Source organism: Proteus penneri (assembly GCF_022369495.1).
Classification (GTDB): domain Bacteria; phylum Pseudomonadota; class Gammaproteobacteria; order Enterobacterales; family Enterobacteriaceae; genus Proteus; species Proteus penneri.
Genome location: NZ_CP059690.1, coordinates 2,298,540 through 2,317,197, shown reverse-complemented (window position 1 = coordinate 2,317,197; position 18,658 = coordinate 2,298,540). Strand labels below are relative to the sequence as shown.

The 18,658-nt window shown below is 40.4% G+C and carries 13 protein-coding genes; 11 read left to right on the top strand and 2 right to left on the bottom strand.

Annotated features, from left to right (window positions below):
• Position 1: 1 nt before the first annotated feature.
• The 9 genes from murD to lpxC all read left to right on the top strand — a co-directional run bounded on the left by murD (position 2) and on the right by lpxC (position 9,793).
• Entirely contained in the window at positions 2-1,312 is a 1,311-nt protein-coding gene (gene murD / locus H1225_RS10555) for a UDP-N-acetylmuramoyl-L-alanine--D-glutamate ligase (RefSeq protein ID WP_006533755.1), read from the top strand.
• Positions 1,312-2,505, top strand: coding sequence for a cell division protein FtsW (gene ftsW / locus H1225_RS10550; protein ID WP_072063381.1), 1,194 nt, complete (start codon positions 1,312-1,314; stop codon positions 2,503-2,505). The genes murD and ftsW overlap by 1 nt, the downstream gene beginning before the upstream one ends.
• A complete protein-coding gene (murG, locus tag H1225_RS10545) occupies positions 2,502-3,584 on the top strand; it encodes an undecaprenyldiphospho-muramoylpentapeptide beta-N-acetylglucosaminyltransferase (RefSeq protein ID WP_072063380.1) in 1,083 nt (360 codons plus the stop codon). The genes ftsW and murG overlap by 4 nt, the downstream gene beginning before the upstream one ends.
• Positions 3,585-3,625: 41 nt before the next feature.
• Positions 3,626-5,089 carry a UDP-N-acetylmuramate--L-alanine ligase gene (murC, locus tag H1225_RS10540; RefSeq protein WP_006533751.1) on the top strand — a complete coding sequence of 488 codons (1,464 nt, stop codon included), beginning with the start codon at positions 3,626-3,628 and terminating at the stop codon, positions 5,087-5,089.
• Positions 5,090-5,094: 5 nt separating this feature from the next.
• A complete protein-coding gene (locus H1225_RS10535) occupies positions 5,095-5,451 on the top strand; it encodes a hypothetical protein (protein ID WP_006533750.1) in 357 nt (118 codons plus the stop codon).
• 1 nt (position 5,452) lies between these two features.
• Entirely contained in the window at positions 5,453-6,238 is a 786-nt protein-coding gene (ftsQ, locus tag H1225_RS10530; RefSeq protein WP_006533749.1) for a cell division protein FtsQ, read from the top strand.
• A gap of 45 nt (positions 6,239-6,283) precedes the next feature.
• Positions 6,284-7,540 (top strand): cell division protein FtsA, encoded by a 1,257-nt coding sequence (gene ftsA / locus H1225_RS10525; protein WP_006533748.1) that lies wholly within the window; start codon positions 6,284-6,286, stop codon positions 7,538-7,540.
• Positions 7,541-7,610: 70 nt separating this feature from the next.
• Entirely contained in the window at positions 7,611-8,777 is a 1,167-nt protein-coding gene (gene ftsZ, locus H1225_RS10520; protein WP_072063378.1) for a cell division protein FtsZ, read from the top strand.
• A 98-nt stretch (positions 8,778-8,875) separates the two neighbouring features.
• Positions 8,876-9,793, top strand: coding sequence for a UDP-3-O-acyl-N-acetylglucosamine deacetylase (gene lpxC / locus H1225_RS10515; protein WP_072063495.1), 918 nt, complete (start codon positions 8,876-8,878; stop codon positions 9,791-9,793).
• A gap of 34 nt (positions 9,794-9,827) precedes the next feature.
• Here the strand turns inward: lpxC and H1225_RS10510 are convergent, their stop codons facing one another.
• Positions 9,828-10,343: a DUF721 domain-containing protein gene (locus tag H1225_RS10510; RefSeq protein WP_161724771.1), complete on the bottom strand. Its 516-nt coding sequence runs from the start codon at positions 10,341-10,343 to the stop codon at positions 9,828-9,830.
• Positions 10,344-10,388: 45 nt separating this feature from the next.
• Between H1225_RS10510 and secM the strand changes: the two genes are divergently transcribed.
• Both secM and secA read left to right on the top strand, forming a co-directional pair.
• A complete protein-coding gene (gene secM, locus H1225_RS10505) occupies positions 10,389-10,916 on the top strand; it encodes a secA translation cis-regulator SecM (RefSeq protein ID WP_006533743.1) in 528 nt (175 codons plus the stop codon).
• Positions 10,917-11,011: 95 nt separating this feature from the next.
• Positions 11,012-13,720, top strand: coding sequence for a preprotein translocase subunit SecA (gene secA, locus H1225_RS10500; protein WP_072063376.1), 2,709 nt, complete (start codon positions 11,012-11,014; stop codon positions 13,718-13,720).
• 193 nt (positions 13,721-13,913) lie between these two features.
• On the opposite strand, the gene hpmA is transcribed toward secA, so the two are convergent.
• Positions 13,914-18,647: a calcium-independent hemolysin HpmA gene (gene hpmA / locus H1225_RS10495; RefSeq protein ID WP_239739110.1), complete on the bottom strand. Its 4,734-nt coding sequence runs from the start codon at positions 18,645-18,647 to the stop codon at positions 13,914-13,916.
• Positions 18,648-18,658: the final 11 nt, after the last annotated feature.

Below are 18,658 nucleotides of genomic sequence, written 5' to 3'. Positions count from 1 at the left end.
GATGGCAAATTATCAGGGAAAAAAAGTGGTTGTTGTTGGGCTTGGAATAACAGGCCTTTCTTGCGTTGACTTTTTTATCCGCCAAGGTGTTACACCTAAGGTTATTGATACACGCCAAAAACCAGGAGGCTTAGATAAGCTTCCTGCTGACGTTGAATATCATACAGGTAGTTTTCATCAAGCATGGCTTAATGATGCCGATTTAATTATCTCAAGTCCGGGGATTGCACTTTCGACACCTGCGCTTGTTGAAGCAGCAAATCATGGCGTTGAAATTGTTGGTGATATCGAATTGTTTTGCCGTGAAGCCAAAGCACCTATTGTAGCGATTACTGGCTCTAATGGTAAAAGCACAGTGACAACACTGGTAGGAGAAATGGCGAGTGCGGATGGTATTCGCGTTGGAGTCGGTGGCAATATCGGTGTCCCAGCTCTGACCTTATTAACCGAGCCTCATGATTTATATGTATTAGAGTTATCGAGTTTTCAACTAGAAACGACTTATAGCTTAAAAGCAGCAGCTGCAACGGTATTAAATATTAGCGAAGATCATATGAATCGCTATCCGTTAGGATTAGAGCAATATCGTGAAGCAAAATTGCGTATCTACGATAACGCAAAAGCCTGTGTTTATAACGAAGATGATGCATTAACGTTACCTTTAGCGGGTAAAGATAATCGTTGTGTTAGTTTTGGTGTTGGGCAAGGTGATTATCAGCTTGATAATATAAATCGCATTTTAAAAGTGAAAGGTGAAAAAGTCCTTTCAACGGCTGAGATGTATCTTTCAGGACAGCATAATTATACCAATGCATTAGCGGCATTAGCACTTGCTGATGCCGTGGGTATTTCTCGTAAAGCGACAATCGAGGTACTGAAAACATATCACGGTCTTGCTCACCGTTTTCAATTAGTTTATTCACACCAAAATGTACGTTGGATAAATGACTCGAAAGCCACCAATGTAGGAAGTACAGAAGCGGCATTACGAGGACTTGAAGTTGAAGGTACATTACATCTTTTATTAGGTGGTGATGGGAAGTCGGCTGACTTCACTTCTTTATTGCCTTATATCAGTGGTGACAATATACGTCTGTACTGTTTTGGACAAGATGGACAAGCATTGGCAAATCTACGACCTGATGTCTCTTTATTAACAGTGACAATGGAAGAAGCCATGCGAGCCTTAGCGCCTACTGTGAAATCAGGTGATATGGTGTTGCTCTCTCCTGCATGTGCAAGCTTAGATCAGTTTAAATGTTTTGAGCAACGTGGTGATGAATTTGCACGTTTAGCAAGGGAGCTTGGCTGATGAGCATATTCGCAATGCGAAGATTAAAACAGTGGCTAGTGGGCAGTTATCAAACTGAGAATACAGCATTTGTGCCGTATGATCGCACCTTGCTCTGGTTTACTTTCGGATTAGCGGTTGTCGGCTTTGTTATGGTGACATCGGCTTCAATGCCTGTTGGTCAACGTCTCGCAGAAGATCCTTTCTTATTTGCTAAACGTGATGGCATCTATATCGTTGTCGCATTTTTTATTGCGTTAGTTACCATGCGTATCCCAATGGCAATTTGGCAACGTTATAGCAGCTTAATGTTGTTTGGTTCAATACTACTTTTATTGATGGTATTGGGGGTCGGGAGTTCAGTTAATGGTGCTTCACGTTGGATTGCTGTGGGGCCATTAAATTTCCAGCCAGCTGAATTATCAAAACTTGCACTGTTTTGCTATTTATCGAGCTATTTAGTCCGAAAAGTTGAAGAAGTTAGAAATAACTTTTGGGGTTTCTGTAAGCCGATGGGGGTGATGTTAGTACTGGCTGTTTTATTGTTATTACAACCAGATTTAGGAACCGTTGTGGTTTTATTCGTAACAACATTAGCGCTGTTATTTTTAGCCGGTGCTAAAATTTGGCAGTTCTTAGCTATTATCGGCTCAGGTATTGCTGCTGTTGTTATGTTGATTATTGTTGAACCTTACCGTGTTCGACGTATTACTTCTTTCTTAGAACCTTGGGAAGATCCATTTGGTAGTGGTTATCAGCTTACACAATCTTTAATGGCATTTGGTCGTGGTGATTTACTTGGACAAGGTTTAGGAAACTCAGTGCAAAAACTAGAGTATTTGCCTGAGGCGCATACCGACTTTATTTTCTCTATTCTTGCTGAAGAACTTGGTTATATCGGTGTGGTTTTAGTGCTTTTAATGGTATTCTTCATCGCTTTTCGCGCGATGCAAATTGGACGACGTGCGCTGCTCCTCGAACAACGTTTTTCAGGCTTTTTAGCTTGTTCTATTGGGATCTGGTTTACATTCCAATCATTGGTCAATGTAGGTGCAGCAGCAGGCATGTTGCCAACAAAGGGATTAACCCTTCCTCTTATTAGTTACGGTGGTTCGAGTTTAATTATTATGTCAACCGCCATCGTGATGTTATTACGAATTGATTATGAAACACGTCTAGCACGAGCTCAGGCGTTTGTAAGGAGCCCGAAATGAGCGAACGTAGACGCCGTTTAATGGTTATGGCTGGTGGTACTGGGGGGCATGTATTCCCGGGACTGGCTGTTGCTCATTATCTACAATCTCAAGGTTGGGAAATCCGATGGTTAGGAACCGCGGATAGAATGGAAGCCGATTTAGTCCCTAAACACGGTATAGAAATTGAATTTATTCGTATCTCAGGTTTACGTGGTAAAGGTATTAAAGCGTTAATCGCAGCACCTATTCGTATTATTAAAGCTATTTTTCAAGCACGTGCCATCATGAAGCGCTATCAACCCGATGCTGTGCTTGGTATGGGTGGGTACGTTTCAGGTCCCGGTGGTGTTGCGGCTTGGATGTGTGGGATACCTGTTATTTTACATGAACAAAATGGTATCGCTGGATTAACTAATCGCTGGCTATCGAAAATTGCGAAACGCGTATTACAGGCTTTTCCGGGAGCATTTCCTAATGCACCAGTGGTTGGAAACCCTGTTCGTGAAGATGTGTTGGCACTTGAAGCACCTTCAGTACGATTAAATAAGAGAACAGGGCCTGTTCGTGTATTGATTATTGGTGGTAGCCAAGGCGCTAGAATTTTAAATCACACCTTACCCATAGTTGCAGGTTTACTCGGTGAACATGTTACAATCTGGCATCAAGCAGGAAAAGGTGGCGAAAGTGATACAAAAACACGCTATCAGAACGAATTAGCAAAAAATTCAGTTAAATCTGAATATAAAGTTACTGAATTTATTGATGATATAGCGCAAGCTTACCAATGGGCTGATGTTGTTGTATGTCGTTCAGGCGCATTAACGGTTAGCGAAATTGCCGCAGCGGGATTACCCGCTATTTTTGTTCCTTTCCAGCACAAAGATAGACAGCAATATTGGAATGCACTGCCGCTAGAAAAAGCGGGTGCCGCTCGAATTATCGAACAGAATGATTTAACTCCAGAAGTCATTGCACAAACCCTGAAAAATTGGGATAGAGAAACCTTATTAGCGATGGCAGAAAAAGCAAAAAGTGTTGCGATTACGGATGCCACAGAGCGCGTAGCAAATGTAATAATCGAAGTGGCAAAAAAATAAACGTAACTTGTAACCATTAACTTAGAGTGAAGAAGTAAATAGTGAATACACAACAACTGGCAAAATTAAGATCGTTTGTGCCTGAAATGAGAAAAGTTAAGCATATTCACTTTATCGGCATCGGTGGTGCTGGTATGGGGGGAATTGCCGAAGTGTTGGCTAACGAAGGCTATGAAATCAGCGGTTCTGATTTAGCGCCAAACGTAGTCACACAACAGCTCGTTGCCTTAGGCGCGACAGTCTATTTCAATCATCGCCCTGAAAATATTCGTGGCGCAAGTGTTGTTGTGGTTTCGACAGCAATCAGTGCTGAAAACCCTGAGATTATTGCAGCAAGAGAAGCACGTATTCCTGTTATTCGTCGTGCTGAAATGTTGGCTGAATTAATGCGTTATCGTCATGGTGTAGCGATTGCCGGAACACATGGCAAAACTACAACAACGGCAATGATTTCAAATATTTATGCGCAAGCAGGTTTAGATCCTACTTTTGTTAATGGTGGGCTTGTTAAATCGGCTGGCACACATGCTCGCTTAGGTTGCAGTCGTTATTTAATTGCTGAAGCTGATGAAAGCGATGCATCATTTTTACATTTACAACCCATGGTTGCGGTCGTTACCAATATCGAAGCAGACCATATGGACACATATCACGGTAATTTTGACAATCTAAAAGAGACGTTTATTACCTTTTTGCACAATCTACCATTCTATGGCCGTGCAGTGATGTGTTTGGATGACGATGTTATTCGTTCAATTATTCCTAAAGTGGGTCGCTATATTACGACTTATGGCTTTAGTGAAGATGCGGATGTTCGTATTACGCATTATGAACAAAAAGGTGCTCAGGGCTTTTTCACGATTTCTCGTGAAGGTATGCCTGATTTACAAGTTGTATTAAATGCACCTGGTCGCCATAACGCTTTGAATGCGACAGCCGCAGTTGCAGTAGCGACAGAAGAAGGTATTGCTGACGAACATATTTTAGCCGCATTACTTAGCTTCCAAGGTACTGGACGTCGTTTCGACTTCTTAGGTAACTACGGGCTTGAGCATGTTAATGGTCAAGAAGGTGAAGTGATGCTGGTGGATGATTATGGTCATCATCCAACAGAAGTTGATGCAACGATTAAAGCAGCGAGAGCAGGATGGCCAGATAAACGTCTAGTGATGATTTTCCAACCTCATCGCTATACACGTACTCGTGATTTATATGAAGACTTTGCCACAGTTCTCAATCAGGTTGATATTTTATTATTAACAGATGTTTATTCTGCTGGAGAAGCGCCAATTGCTGGTGCCGATAGTCGCTCACTTTGTCGAACTATTCGCCAACGTGGGAAGCTCGATCCTATATGGGTTTCTGATGTGTCTAATATTTCGTCAATATTAGCGGGTGTATTAACAGATAATGATCTTGTTTTAGTTCAAGGTGCTGGAAATATTGGTAAAATAGCGCGTCGCTTAGCCGATACAAAATTACAGCCATCTTTCAGCGAGGATTAAGGCGGATGTTTGAGCAAGTGAACATCATTTATCGTGAAACAGTCAATAAAGTCACTGTAATGATGGCGTGTTATGAGAAAATTAACACGATATTAGCGAAAAAAATGATCGAGAATTCGCTTGCTCAAATCGGTGTTGAGAAGAAATTTCAGTTAAAAAGTAAGAAAAACGAAGAAAAATTCGCAATTTCTTCTTTTAAAGTAAATAATTCTCAACAGATTGAACAATTTAGTGATTTAATTATCAAACCTAAAAGTGTTCATAAAGTATATATATGTAGGAAAAACATTAATCGCTGGAATATCGGACAAAAGGATGGGCGATTCTCTTGTTTAAACGTTGCTCAGGAGTTAGTGGGTTAATATGTCACAAGCAGCGCTAAATATAAAAGAACACAAAGAGAAGCAACATTCTGACAGACCGAGTAATGGTACTTATTTATCAGGATTAATCTTTTTCTTATGTGTGATTGCCACCATCGTTTGGGGTGGGATACAAGTGGTTAATTGGATGAAAGACGCAGATCGCCTGCCAATTTCAAAACTTGTATTAACCGGTGAAAGGCATTACACAACGAATGATGATGTGCGCCAGGCCATTTTGTCTTTAGGACAGCCGGGCACATTTATGACACAGGATGTGAATATCATTCAGCAACAGATTGAACGTATGCCATGGATTAGGCTAGTCACTGTTCGTAAACAGTGGCCTGATGAACTTAAAATCCATCTGGTAGAATATGTTCCCTTTACCCGTTGGAATGATACTTACTTTCTTGATAAAGAAGGGCGCGTTTTCAGTCTGCCAACTCAGTTGGAAAACAAAGGAAGCTATCCTTTGTTATACGGCCCTCAAGGAAGTGAAAAAATGGTGTTATCAGGTTATGTGGCAATGAGAGATCAGCTTCTTGCAAGTAACCTGAATTTAAAAGCGGCGTCAATGTCAGCCCGTCAAGGATGGCAATTAGTTTTAGACAATGATGTTCGATTGGAGCTAGGACGTAAGGATAACGAAAAACGGATCGCTCGCTTTATTGAGTTGTATCCGATACTGCAACAACAAACAGATAAACGTGTTGATTACGTAGATCTGCGTTATGACAGCGGTGGTGCAGTCGGATGGGCTCCTTTATTACTTGAGAATGAATAAACAAGACGTGGCAGATGACACGATGACGGCGAAGGCAGAACAATAATGATCAAAGCGACGGACAGAAAATTAGTAGTTGGTCTTGAGATTGGTACGGCCAAAGTAGCCACCCTTGTCGGTGAGATCCTGCCTGATGGTGTAGTGAATATTATCGGGGTGGGAAGTTGTCCATCTCGGGGCATGGATAAAGGTGGCGTTAATGATCTCGAATCTGTCGTAAAATGTGTGCAACGGGCGGTAGATCAGGCTGAGTTGATGGCTGACTGTCAAATATCTTCAGTATATTTGGCGTTATCAGGCAAGCATATCAGTTGCCAAAATGAGATTGGTATGGTGCCAATTTCAGAAGAAGAAGTGACTCAAGATGATGTTGATAGTGTGGTTCATACCGCAAAATCCGTCAAAGTAAAAGATGAACACCGTGTTTTACACGTTATACCGCAAGAGTATGCCATTGATTATCAAGAAGGGATCAAAAACCCAGTTGGATTATCGGGCGTGCGTATGCAGGCTAAAGTTCATTTAATTACCTGCCATAACGATATGGCAAAGAATATTGTAAAAGCAGTTGAACGCTGTGGGTTAAAAGTGGATCAACTGATTTTCGCGGGACTCGCTTCAAGTTTCGCTGTATTAACAGAAGATGAACGTGAATTAGGTGTATGTGTTGTTGATATTGGTGGCGGTACAATGGATATCGCTATTTATACCGGTGGCGCATTAAGACATACCCGCGTTATTCCTTATGCAGGAAATGTTGTAACCAGTGATATCGCCTATGCGTTTGGCACTCCGCCAAATGATGCTGAAGCTATCAAAGTTCGCCATGGTTGTGCATTAGGATCTTTAGTTGGTAAAGATGAAAATGTTGAAGTTCCAAGCGTCGGAGGTAGACCACCAAGAAGTCTGCAACGACAAACTCTTGCTGAGGTGATTGAGCCTCGTTATACCGAACTGCTTAATCTTGTTAATGAAGAGATTTTAAAAGTTCAAGAACAGTTACGCCAGCAAGGGATTAAGCATCATTTAGCGGCAGGTATTGTGCTAACAGGTGGTGCTGCACAGATTGATGGACTTGTTGAATGTGCTCAACGTGTTTTTCACACACAAGTACGGATCGGTAAACCGTTAAATATTACCGGGCTAACAGATTATGCGCAGGACCCCTACTACTCAACAGCGGTTGGGCTTTTGCATTACGGTAAAGAGTCTCACTTTGGTGAGGAAACTGAAACCGAGAAACGCTCTGCTGTCAGTGGTTTATTTAAGAAACTCACTGGCTGGCTAAAAAGAGAGTTTTAATAATCAGACAAATTTTAAAAGAGGTCGTTTGAGCAAGCGGCCCTGAGAAGGCACAAAACGGAGAGAAATTATGTTTGAACCTATGGAATTAACCAACGATGCGGTGATCAAAGTCATCGGCGTTGGTGGCGGCGGCGGTAATGCGGTTGAGCACATGGTTCGTGAACGTATTGAAGGCGTAGATTTCTTTGCAGTCAATACGGATGCTCAAGCGCTACGTAAAACAGCGGTCGGACAGACTATCCAAATTGGTAATGCCATTACGAAAGGCTTAGGTGCAGGTGCAAATCCTGAAGTAGGCCGTAATGCTGCTGAGGAAGATCGCGAAGGATTACGTGCAGCACTTGAAGGTGCTGATATGGTCTTTATCGCAGCGGGTATGGGCGGTGGTACTGGTACTGGTGCTGCGCCTGTTGTCGCAGAAGTGGCGAAAGAATTAGGTATTTTGACTGTTGCTGTGGTGACTAAGCCTTTTAATTTTGAAGGCAAAAAACGCATGGCATTTGCTGAGCAAGGTATTACTGAGTTATCAAAACACGTTGACTCATTAATCACTATTCCAAATGACAAATTATTAAAAGTACTTGGTCGTGGAATTTCATTATTAGATGCGTTCGGCGCAGCTAATGATGTATTAAAAGGCGCCGTTCAAGGTATCGCTGAACTTATTACTCGCCCTGGTTTAATGAACGTTGACTTTGCTGACGTAAGAACTGTGATGTCTGAAATGGGTTATGCCATGATGGGCTCAGGTGCTGCGAAAGGCGAAGATCGTGCTGAAGAAGCCGCAGAGATGGCGATATCAAGTCCATTATTGGAAGATATCGACTTATCTGGCGCACGTGGTGTGTTAGTCAACATCACCGCAGGTTTTGATTTACGTCTTGATGAATTTGAAACAGTGGGTAATACCATTCGTGCATTTGCATCAGATAATGCGACTGTGGTTATTGGTACATCTCTTGACCCAGAAATGAATGATGAATTGCGTGTAACTGTTGTTGCAACAGGTATTGGCATGGACAAACGTCCAGAAATTACCCTAGTAACTAATAAACAGAATCAGCAAAGCGCAATGGAGAATCGTTACCAGCAAATGCAAAACAGCATGTCTTCTTTCTCTTCCGTAGAAGAAAGTAAGCCTGCTGCAAAAGCCGTTAACGAACAATCTACTCAGTCAAACAAAGAACCGGATTATTTAGATATCCCTGCGTTCTTGAGAAAACAGGCTGATTAATCGCCAAAAAGATTGGCATCTCCGCTTTTTGTGCTAAACTGTCCTGCCAATTATAAGTATAATGATTGGTAGGACGGATAACATTGCGAGATAAAATGATGATCAAACAACGGACATTAAAACGAATTGTACAAGCAACTGGTGTGGGACTTCACACGGGTAAAAAAGTTACGCTTACAATGCGTCCGGCGCCAGCAAACACTGGGGTCATCTACCGTCGTACTGACTTAAATCCACCGGTGGATTTTCCAGCAGACGCAAAATCAGTTCGTGACACTATGTTATGTACTTGCTTAGTTAACGAAGACGATGTGCGTATATCAACCGTTGAGCATTTAAACGCAGCACTGGCTGGTTTAGGCATTGATAATATTGTAATTGAAGTGAATGCACCTGAAATCCCAATTATGGATGGAAGTGCGGCACCTTTTGTTTTCTTGTTACTTGATGCAGGTATCGAAGAACTTCGTACAGCGAAGAAATTCATTCGAATCAAAGAAACCGTACGTGTAGAAGATGGTGATAAATGGGCAGAGATGCGCCCATACAATGGGTTTAAATTAGATTTTACTATCGATTTTAATCACCCAGCCATTGATTCAAGTACACAGCGTTATAAACTAGATTTCTCCGCTGAATCTTTTATGAGCCAAATTAGCCGTGCTCGTACTTTTGGATTTATGCGTGATATCGAATATCTGCAATCTAAAGGATTGTGTTTAGGCGGAAGCTTCGATTGCGCAATCGTAGTTGATGACTATCGTGTTCTCAACGATGATGGCCTGCGTTTTGAAGATGAGTTCGTTCGTCACAAAATGTTGGATGCAATCGGTGATTTATTTATGTGTGGCTATAACATTATCGGTGAATTCACCGCGTTTAAATCAGGTCACGCACTAAACAATAAATTGCTCCAAGCTGTATTAGCAAAAGAATCTGCATGGGAATTTGTCACATTTGAAGACGAAGCGCAAATGCCAGTAGCCTTCAAAGCTCCCTCAATGGTCTTTGCTTAATTCCTGTGAAGGAAAGTACGTTAATTATCTCTAATTAACGTTCATCTTTGGCTGTACTTGTACTCTCTCCGGCAAGTGCAGCCAACCGTTCTAATTTCTCTCTTAATTTCTTCGGGCTTTTTTCTGCCAAATACTTTAATGACTGTGCGCTTTCTAAACTTAAGTGACGTCTCTTTATCGGTGCTTGCTCTTTTAATGATGATATTAAAGATCTTTTTTCCTGTTTTATTCCTAAAGAGGGATTTATTTTGATGTCTATTGAGGATAAGGATGGTAAAATTTCTTGTCTCAATGCAGAAAGTAATGATGGGGTTTCATAACGTAAGCGAGTTAACCAACTTGCGTTTGCAACTTCAATAATTAAAATAGCGTTGCGATAATTTGCGACACGGCACTTATCTCGTAAAGGAATGGGTAAAAGAGCCATGACGGCGCGATTTAATTTTAGTAAAATTGTTGCGCGCTGTTGTATAAGTTGTAATGTACTCTTGTTGGAACCTTCAAGTTCAATGAAGATTTTTTCCAATGATTGTGGGTAACTATCCCGCATAGATTTTGACTCCACAAAATAAAAATTAATGAGCAACGAAGGTTAATGAGCATTATAAGTTTTTGGCGACAGTTTGGCAGGCGATATTTTTGGTCGCATCTGCTTTTAGGGATGGTAGCAGCAGGTATTGGAATACCTTCGCTGTTGTCTGCTCATGCCGAGAATCCACAGCAAACTGATACCCCTTCATCTCAAAACCGTCAAAGTCAGGCACTTATTGCGTTTGATAACTTATTCTTACGTCAAAGTGTACAGAATCCTGCTTCATCCTTCACCTTTAATTACTGGCAACAACACGCAGTAAAAAATGTGATTAAACAGCTCTCTTTTGCATTCACCATTAATTCACCAGAATTGATGGTTAAAGTAAAAGATGAACCGTTACCTGTTTCTAATGTTGCAGCGGTTATGCTTGATACGCTGTATGCCTTATTAACAGAGACTCCATCATCTGCATTAAGCAACCTTCCTCTTTCTGGCTATGTTTTAGTACAGAATACAAATTCTTATCATACCGGATTATGGCTTGCACAAATCCGCGGTATTCGTGCAGGGCCTTACCTAACAGCTTAATTGGGTCACTTAATCTAATAAGATTATGATTATCTCTGTTTATCGATACAGAGGCTTTTTTCGGCGTTTCACGCCATAAATGAGAATAAAGATTTATGTTAGGTAAAATTGTAACCAAAATTTTTGGTAGTCGTAATGATCGTACAATCCGTCGTATGCGAAAAGTTGTTAATGAAATTAATAAACTAGAGCCAGAGTTTGAAAAACTCACCGACGTTGAGCTAAAAGCGAAAACAAATGAATTTCGTGAGCGTTTAAAAAACGGTGAAAAAGAAGAAGATATTTTACCAGAAGCGTTTGCGACTGTTCGTGAAGCAAGTAAACGTGTCTTTGGTATGCGCCACTTCGATGTGCAGTTAATTGGTGGTATGGTTCTAAATGAACGTTGTATTGCTGAAATGCGCACAGGTGAAGGTAAAACATTAACAGCAACATTACCTGCATACTTAAACGCGCTATCAGGTAAAGGGGTTCACGTTGTTACTGTCAATGACTATCTTGCACAACGTGACGCCGAAAATAACCGTCCTCTGTTTGAATTCTTAGGTTTAAGCGTTGGTATCAACTTGCCAAATATGGCGCCACCAGTAAAACGCGAAGCTTATAATGCTGATATCACTTATGGTACGAACAATGAATTCGGTTTCGACTATCTACGTGACAACATGGCATTTAGTCCTCAAGAGCGTGTTCAACGTAAATTACACTACGCATTAGTGGATGAGGTTGACTCAATCTTAATCGACGAAGCACGTACACCTCTGATTATTTCAGGCCCAGCAGAAGATAGCTCTGAGCTTTATATCCAAATGAACAAAGTGATCCCTCATTTGGTTTCTCAAGAAAAAGAAGATTCAGATACTTTCCAAGGCGAAGGTGATTACTCTGTTGATGAAAAAACACGTCAAGTGAATATCACAGAACGCGGTCTGGTTAAAATTGAAGGGTTATTAGCCGATGCTGGCATGATGAAAGAAGGCGAGTCTTTATACTCACCAGCTAATATTATGCTCATGCATCATGTGACAGCGGCATTGCGTGCTCATGCTCTATTTACTAAAGATGTTGACTACATCGTTAAAGATGGCGAAGTGATCATTGTTGACGAACATACTGGTCGTACAATGCAAGGCCGTCGCTGGTCCGATGGTTTACACCAAGCCGTTGAAGCAAAAGAAGGTGTGAAGATCCAAAATGAGAACCAGACATTAGCGTCAATCACATTCCAAAACTATTTCCGTTTATACGAAAAATTAGCAGGGATGACGGGTACTGCGGATACTGAAGCGTTTGAATTTAACTCTATCTATCGCTTAGAAACCATTGTTATCCCAACTAATCGTCCAATGGTGCGTAAAGATCTCCCTGACTTAGTTTATATGAATGAGCAAGGTAAATTTGCGGCCATTATTGAAGATATTCGTGAGCGTACCAAGAATGGCCAACCTGTACTTGTTGGTACTATCTCAATTGAAAAATCAGAAGAGATTTCTAAAGCGCTGACTAAAGCGAATGTTCACCATAACGTGCTGAATGCGAAATTCCACGCAATGGAAGCGGATATTATTGCTAACGCAGGTTTACCTTCAGCGGTAACTATTGCAACTAACATGGCGGGTCGTGGTACTGATATCGTGTTAGGGGGGAGTTGGCAAACTGAAGTGGCTAAACTTGAAGAGCCAACGGAAGAGCAAATCGAAGAAATCAAAGCTAAATGGAAAGAGCGCCATGATGCCGTATTAGCATCAGGTGGTTTACATATTATTGGTACTGAGCGTCATGAATCTCGTCGTATTGATAACCAGTTACGTGGTCGTGCGGGTCGTCAAGGGGATGAAGGTTCTTCTCGTTTCTATTTGTCTATGGAAGACTCTTTAATGCGTATTTTTGCTTCAGACAAAGTGTCTGGCATGATGCGTAAATTAGGCATGAATGAGACCGAAGCGATTGAGCACCCTTGGGTAACTAAAGCAATAGCAAACGCACAGCGTAAAGTAGAAAACCGCAACTTTGATATTCGTAAGCAACTGCTTGAATATGATGATGTAGCGAATGATCAGCGTCGTGCAATCTATACTCAGCGTAATGAATTACTGGATGTGGCAGATGTAAGCGAAACTATCGATAGCATTCGTCAAGACGTCTTCACTTCAATGATTGATAACTATATTCCACCTCAATCACTGGAAGAAATGTGGGATATTGAAGGTTTAACGGCATGTCTACAAAAAGACTTTGATTTAAATCTTCCAATCAAAGAGTGGTTAGATAAAGAGCCTGAATTACACGAAGAAACATTACGTGAGCGTATTTTAGAAAAATCTATCGAAGTTTATAAAGCGAAAGAAGAAATCGTTAGTGCTGAAATGATGCGTAACTTTGAAAAAGGCGTGATGTTACAAACGCTAGATTCACTGTGGAAAGAGCACTTAGCAGCAATGGATTATTTGCGTCAAGGTATCCATTTACGTGGTTATGCACAAAAAGATCCAAAACAAGAGTACAAACGTGAATCGTTCGCGATGTTTGCTAATATGTTAGAATCACTGAAATATGAAGTGATCAGCACACTAAGCAAAGTACAAGTTCGTTTACCTGAAGAAGTTGAAGAGTTAGAACGTCGTCGTCGTGAAGAAGCTGAGCGTTTAGCTAAACAGCAACAATTAAGCCATGAAGTGACAAAAGAGTCTCAAATGTCAGCAGTTGATGGTCAAGTGGCTGCAGGTAAAAAAGTGGGTCGTAATGAACCATGCCCTTGTGGATCAGGTAAGAAATTTAAACATTGTCATGGTCAGTTAGGTTAATTTATTTATCCTGATAACAAGTGTGTAATGCACGGATTAAAAAAGATCCACTCAGTCATCAGTGGGTCTTTTTTGTTATTTACAGATCGTATTCTGTTTTTTATTTTGAATTGATCTATAAAACCCGCTTATTGTAATAACAAGCGGGTTTAGTTTACAAAAGAATAGGCATTACTCTTTTATCATGTGTCTATTACTTTTCAGAAATAGACGATTTTGTATTTATTGTTTCATTAACTTTAACAGGTGATTTTAATGATAAGTCACCACCTGCAAGTTGTTTCACGAGATCAACAGCAGATGATTTCAGATCAAGATCTGCTCCGGCTTCATATTGATGGCCTTCAATATTATTTAATTGAACGCTGCTACCGCCCAAATCAACCTGGCCTTGCTCACTTTTAATTTCAGCGCCTGTAAGTTGAGTTGTACCACTTACATTTAATGAAATAGCATTTTTGCTTGTTAAGGTTGTAGTTTGGGTAACTGCATCATTATCAATATGAGAAACTTTAATATCCGCGTTCGCCGTATGGCCTTCAGCGCCTGTTACGATATTTTTGATACCATTACCTATTGTTCCAACGCCTTTATCAATTTTGGTTTTTGTTTCGCCACTGATCCCCGTTTTATCTGCGATAGCAGAAGAAAGAGAATTGTATTTATCAGAGATAACATCAGTTGCAGATTTAATACCTGAATCAATAGTTTCTTTGATAGTGTCTTCTAATAGTGATCCACCTGCTTCAGCGGTTTTATTAACTGGGCTAGATTTAGGATCATTGTTGTGGTTGTAACCAACATTTACATCAACATTAACGTGGCGATCGCTGTCTTTTTGACTCGTTACCGTAAAGTCACCGCCTACATTACCCGTTATATTATCCGCGGAAACATTTGCACCAGAAAGAGTGAGGTTTTTGTCACTATTTATAGTTAAGGAGCCAGTTTCTACGGAGGCATTTTGGTGAGTAGATTTTTGTTGATCTTCAACGTGTACTAAAACTTTGCCACCAATATTATGGATAGAGGTGGCTGGGTTTTCTTCGGTCACTTCTTTTGGCGTGGTATTGGTTTGTTTGCCATTTAAAGAGATATCTGTTCCCCAATTACTTTTGTAATCCGTGGATTGTGCTGATGTCAGTGTGGTGTCACCAGATTGAGAAGTTAATTGCGTATCTTTGCTATTAACTTTAGTTCCTTGAAGATTAACAGAGCTACCGTTAACGGTTAAATTGCCTTGATTAGCAATTGTTCCACCGTCACGAGAAACTGTTTTCTCATCTTGCTTACCAATGGCAAATTCAGCGCCACCTAACCCATTGACAGAAGAGGATTTCTCTCCCGTTTTCTGGCCAAATCCTGCTTGTAATCCGCCTGATAAGTTTTTACCTGTTTCAGTACGTTGAGATTCTGCTGCTTTGAAATCAACTTTATTCGTTGCCGTCAGAGCAACATCATTTTCACTGGTTAAATGAGTTCCTTGCAAAGTCAGATTATGACCTGAATTTAACTCAATACCTTGTGAGCCATTCACTGAACCCGCTTTCGCTATTGTCTGATCTTTTTGATGATTTGTCCCACCTGCGTTAAAGCCACCACCATAATCTTTACTGTCTGGTGTTGTACCTACTTTCAGGTTTGCACTACCATTTACATTATGTTGATTTTCAGAATGAGTATCTGTTGCTTGTGCAAGCGTTAGATCACCGCCTGCATTTATGACAGTTTTGCCATCGCGAGCGTCAAATTTAGTGCCTTCATAATGCGCATCATCACGTATATTAATATTGATATTGCCAGCTGAATTAAACTGGCTACCTTCAGCTTTTGTTGTCGTTAAACTAGTGTCAGTGGTTTTACCTTCACCTTTAATTGCTACGGTAATGTCAGAGCCTGTTTTGGTACTGACACCAACTTGACCACCTCCCGTTGTTTCATGGAAGGACTGTTGGTGTTTATTTTGCGCTGCTTCACTAGTATGAGTGTTAGCAGTTAGCGTAACATCACCTTGAGTTGATTGATAATGAGTTCCTTGGTCATGTAAGGTGTTATTGCTGTCAGTATTAATATTACTGGCAGTAATTGATGTTGAAACTGCTTGGGTATCGTTTTGTGATTTCTGGCTTCCACCACCTTTCACTCCAACTTCAACACCTACATTAGGTGCTTCTAAACTACTTAAGTTAGCAAGATTGTTAATGGCATCTTTAGCGGTGATTTTTTTATCTAAATCCGTATTACTTCCCGGTTTTGTGGTATCAATCCCGTCTTCTACAGCTTTCTTAATTGGTTTAGTAACACCACTATAATCAAGATTAACACCTACATCGATACCGATATTTAAAGTATCTGTTTTAGATGTTGCACTATCATTGGCAGCAAGGTGATTGATATTTTCACCCGATTCTTTATAAGTGCCATCAACTTTGTGTGATGCACCTTGGTGTGTTACATCATTGTTTGCAGTGATAGTTAAATCACCCGCAACTTGCGTTTCGCTACCTTTATTTTTGGTGATTTCGGTTGTTGTATGCTGTTGGTCATATTGGAAATCAGCTTTGTTACCGATTTTATCAACGCCACCGGTATAGCTAAATCCACCTGAAATGGTTCTATCTGTACTGTCAGTCTCTTTTTTGTTTTCTGTTGAAACAAAAGCAACATTGTCACCTGAAACAGTGGCATTACCTGCTGTTGTTTTTAAGTCAGAACCAGCAAAAGTGACATCTTTATCCGCTTGAACTTTAACACTGCCACCACTGAGGGTAGAACCGATTTGTTCTGTCTCTGTGCTATTGCTTTTATTGGATGTATGAGTGATATGAAAACCAGCACTATATTGTTTATCTTCGACTTCTTTAGCGTGACCAGTGATCTCTAATGATGTTTTTTCATCATTGATTTTCGTGGTTTGTTGTGCAGATTTAACGTTGATATCACCTAAAGACTCAATACCTAACTCGTCGGCACTTTTTATTAAGCTACCAATCACATTAACATCTTTGCCGCTGACCACAGTTAACTCTGCATCTGAAACTAATTCACTACCAGTTGAATGCTGTTGGTTAGTTTCATCCTTGTGGGAGTTTTTAGTGATGTTAAATGCAGTACCTGTACGTTCATCTGTTTTAGTGATGGTTTCGCTAATCGCATTATCAATAACAACATCACCTTGAGTCGTTTTAACAAATGCGCCTTGGTTGCCTTTCACTTGGCTGCCTGTAACTTTGACACTGTTATCTGCTGCAAGTAACAGTTGTCCATTAGCCGTTAATTGTGTTGAATGGCTGACTTCTTGTTTGTTGTTATTGTTCTTATTATTACCACCACCGATCCCGCCCCAAACAACATGATTGTCGGTTACGGTTTTATCATTGTTGGTATTTTGAACATTAAGATTGATGTTCTCTTTAGCGTTGACGACAACATTCTCATTAGAATGTAATTTTGCGCCTTGAGCGGTAACAGACCCTTCGGCATTTAAACCTAGTGTTTTACCTGCGGTCAGCTCACTCGCTTTTAAGGTTTCTGTTTGATGGCTATTGCTCCAACTTCCTGTCTCTAAACGAGAAGTGTGGTTACGTTTATAGCCATTTTCACTACGATTTTCTTTTTCAACTAATCCATTGATATTAATATCTTTATTGGCATTAATTGCCAGAATATTGCCTGCATTAACTTTTGCACCTTCAAGTGTGACATCACCTTTAGTCGCTGTTAATGTTGCACTATTTTTCGCCTCAATATGGCTACCAACTTGCTGTACTAGCTCTTTTTCTTTAGTGACATCATATTGCCAAGAATAGAACCAACGATTGTCGGTATCGGTGTCCTTTTGCTGTAACTGTTTGCCATCAACAGTTAAATGGGCGCCTTGTAATAAAATATCATCACCCATTAAATCAGAGGCTTTGATTTGGTTTTTATTATCAGCGACCAAAGTGATATTTTTACCTTTTAACTCTGTTTTTGTCAGAGTCTGGCTAGAACCACTGCTATTAACAGCAATTCCGCCACGGTAATTTTGATAGTTTTCACTACCCTCTTTGTCGTAACTGTCATAACGAACTTGGCTATCCGTTTGAATATTGTCTGCTCTAACACTTAATTCATTATCAGCAACAAATTTACCGGCTAATTTAACACCACTTCCTTCTGCGGTATTAATAATACGGATACGACCAGATTGCATACTTCCAAAGAAATAACTGTCTAAAGCTGACGTAGGTTTTTGTGATGAAAGAATATCAAAGCGTTGAGAGAACGTGTTTTGACCTGTTAATGCAGAAATCTCAGCTGCGGTTATTTTACCTCGGCTATCAATGCGAGGTGCAATTAAATCTAAAAGACGAGGTGCATGTAATCCATTTTTACCAATAGAAAGTAAATTTGTATTATTCAGCGTGCTATAACCTTTTAATTCACCATTTTCAAACAGTGGATTACCTACAACTAAAGAAGAGCGACTGGTATTGATAAAACCGCATCCATCACAGGTAATTCCATTTGGGTTAGAAAGTACATATTCCGCCGCTATACCAAAAACTTCTTGTTGACCTAATAAGAATGAAGGATTTCGACTAACAACTTCATTTAAAATTAAAGAAGCAGCTTGTCCATTTAAGTTACTATTGGCATTGAGTTGTCCAGCAAGCTGTGATTGCCCAGCTTCTAAGGCATTGTTAAATACGGCGCCAGGTTTGCCTACATTAAAATCTTGATATTGGTTATAAGAAATACCTTCGTTATTCGGTGTAACGATATTAATGACTTGAGTACCACCATTAACTGATGAAACATTTGGTCCTTGATTGCCCGCATCAGGAACAATACCGCCAGCATATGCATTTAGTGATACGAAAATAATCGCTAAAGATGCAGCAAGCCTACCCGAAGGAGAGAGCTTGAAGTTTTTTGATTTCATAGAGTTTTCTC